The sequence below is a fragment of the Paenibacillus sp. AR247 genome (assembly GCF_002968895.1).
Lineage (GTDB): Bacteria > Bacillota > Bacilli > Paenibacillales > Paenibacillaceae > Paenibacillus_AQ > Paenibacillus_AQ favisporus.
Genome location: NZ_PCZT01000009.1, coordinates 1,564,964 through 1,567,022 on the forward strand (window position 1 = coordinate 1,564,964; position 2,059 = coordinate 1,567,022).

General features: G+C 55.0%; 3 protein-coding genes. 1 reads left to right on the forward strand and 2 read right to left on the reverse strand.

The features are described from left to right. Nucleotides 1-377: histidine kinase (locus tag CPT76_RS15490; protein WP_258168530.1), on the reverse strand; the 377-nt coding region annotated here is incomplete at its 3' end. A gap of 115 nt (nt 378-492) precedes the next feature. Between CPT76_RS15490 and CPT76_RS15495 the strand changes: the two genes are divergently transcribed. Next, nucleotides 493-1,287 (forward strand): polysaccharide deacetylase family protein, encoded by a 795-nt coding sequence (locus CPT76_RS15495; RefSeq protein ID WP_374954649.1) that lies wholly within the window; start codon nt 493-495, stop codon nt 1,285-1,287. Nucleotides 1,288-1,294: 7 nt separating this feature from the next. Here the strand turns inward: CPT76_RS15495 and CPT76_RS15500 are convergent, their stop codons facing one another. Beyond that, nucleotides 1,295-1,963: an HD domain-containing protein gene (locus CPT76_RS15500; RefSeq protein WP_105443522.1), complete on the reverse strand. Its 669-nt coding sequence runs from the start codon at nt 1,961-1,963 to the stop codon at nt 1,295-1,297. Nucleotides 1,964-2,059 lie beyond the last annotated feature (96 nt).

Genomic DNA, 2,059 nt, shown 5'->3' on the forward strand with positions numbered 1-2,059 from the left:
ACCGACTTGCGCAGCTCCTGGAAGTCCGCCGATTCCCGGGCTCCCCGGCCGCGCGACTCCGCCCGGTCCATCTTGACCGACAGCAGAAACAGGGACTGCGCGATGCCGTCGTGTAGTTCCCTGGCAAGCAGATCCCGTTCTTCCAGGGCTGCTTTTTCCGCCCGCTCCCGGTTCAGCTCCTCCTGCACCTGTTCCAGCCTCCGGAACAGCATGCTGAGCAGCGTCATGCTGATAAAGAACAGAAACACCGGCGTAAGAAAATTACCCACCTTCATCGATATATAAGGCATCAGAAACGCATGCCTCGCATATTCCCATATCCCTACAGCCAGTGTAGGAATAATCAATATCATCCACTTGATTTGTTTATAGGACATGCCTTGATCCGCACCTTCCCCGGGCACTCCCGGCATATTCAGACTTTGTCTCTATTGTATCACGGCCCGCCCGGCGTATGTTAGAACGGTTCGTGTCACATACTACGAAGCGAACTTGTCTTTGTTTGGACGTTTGGATGGAAGCATCGACAACGAACAACCGGGAGGACCTTATGCGCACAAGGCTTTATGCAACGCTATCCATGCTGCTTTTGACGATTTCGGTGACGACTGCTCCGGCGCGGGGGCTTCTCCCGTAAACCAAGGCAGAGAGTACTATGAACAAAGGGGAGATGTCATCTGGGAGATTCCGAACCGGGAAAAGATTATAGCACTGACCTTCGATGACGGGCCGGATCCAGAGGATACGCCGCAGATTCTCGACCTGCTGAAGCAGTATCACGCAAAGGCAACGTTTTTTGTCGTCGGCAAACAGGTTCAGGAGCACCCGGAGCTGGCCAAGCGGCAGGTGGCCGAAGGCCATGAGCTTGCCAACCACACCTTCGACCATATGTATTTTAACCGCCGGAGCTCACCGGAGGTCATCGTGCGGGAGCTGCGGGAAACCCAGGAAGCCATATACCAGGTTACCGGTAAAAAAACCTACCTGTTTCGCCCTCCCGGAGGATATTATAACGACCGTATGATCCAAATTTGCAAGAAAGAGGGTTATCTCGTCGTCATGTGGTCATGGCATCAGGACACCTGGGACTGGAACCGGCCGGGCGTCGCCAAAATCGTGAACAAGGTGCTGAACAACGCGCGCAACGGCGACATCGTCCTGATGCACGACCACGTGGAGGGCAAGTCCCAAACTGTCGACGCGTTAAAACAAATCCTGCCTGAACTGCAGAAGCGCGGATATCGCTTCGTTACCGTTTCGGAGCTGGTAGAGTACAACATTCCTTGAGGGGCGTTTAAACGCGCCCCTTTTTTGGCGCTTCCTCCCCGGGCCATTCACGTTGGAATTGCGCAAGAAACTGCTCCATAAATGCGTGGCGGGAAGCAGCCTCCCGCTGGGCCGCCGGCGTATTCATCAGATCTTTCAGCTTCAGCAGCTTCTCGTAAAAATGGTTCACCGTCGTCCCCTGCCGGCTGCGGTATTCCTCCTGGGTCATGCTAGTCCGCGGCGGCTCGTCAGGGTCATACATGAGTCTTCCCCGTGATCCGCCAAAGGCAAACGTGCGGGCAATACCGATCGCTCCGATGGCGTCCAGACGGTCTGCGTCCTGCACGACGCGCCCCTCCAAAGTCGACATGGGCCTGCCGCCTCCGCCGCCAAAAGACATTGTCCCGATGATCTCCAGCACATGATCCACGAGCGCGGCATCCGCTCCATGGTCTGCGAGCCAAGATGAAATTGTTGCCATGCCCTCCTCTTTCGAAGACACGATTTTCTCGTCGGCCAGGTCATGAAAAAGGGCCGCCAGCTCGCAGACGACCGGGTCGGCCCCTTCCTGCTCCGCCAGCCTCTTCGCCCACTCCGCCACCCGGTAAATATGCCACCAGTCGTGGCCGGACGGCTCAGACTTTAAACGATCCTTCACGTATTCCCTTGCTTCCATAATCATTTGGTCGGTCTCCATATGCTTTCCTCCAAGCATTTTTATTTTTCTGAACAATCGCGGTTGAAACCGAACATATATTCGCCTATAATACAATGCATAGCTCTTTTAATAAAT

Excerpts from the sequence above, each read along its gene's own strand:
- CPT76_RS15500 (WP_105443522.1), bottom strand. The coding sequence starts at position 1,963 with ATGGAGACCGACCAAATGATTATGGAAGCAAGGGAATACGTGAAGGAT.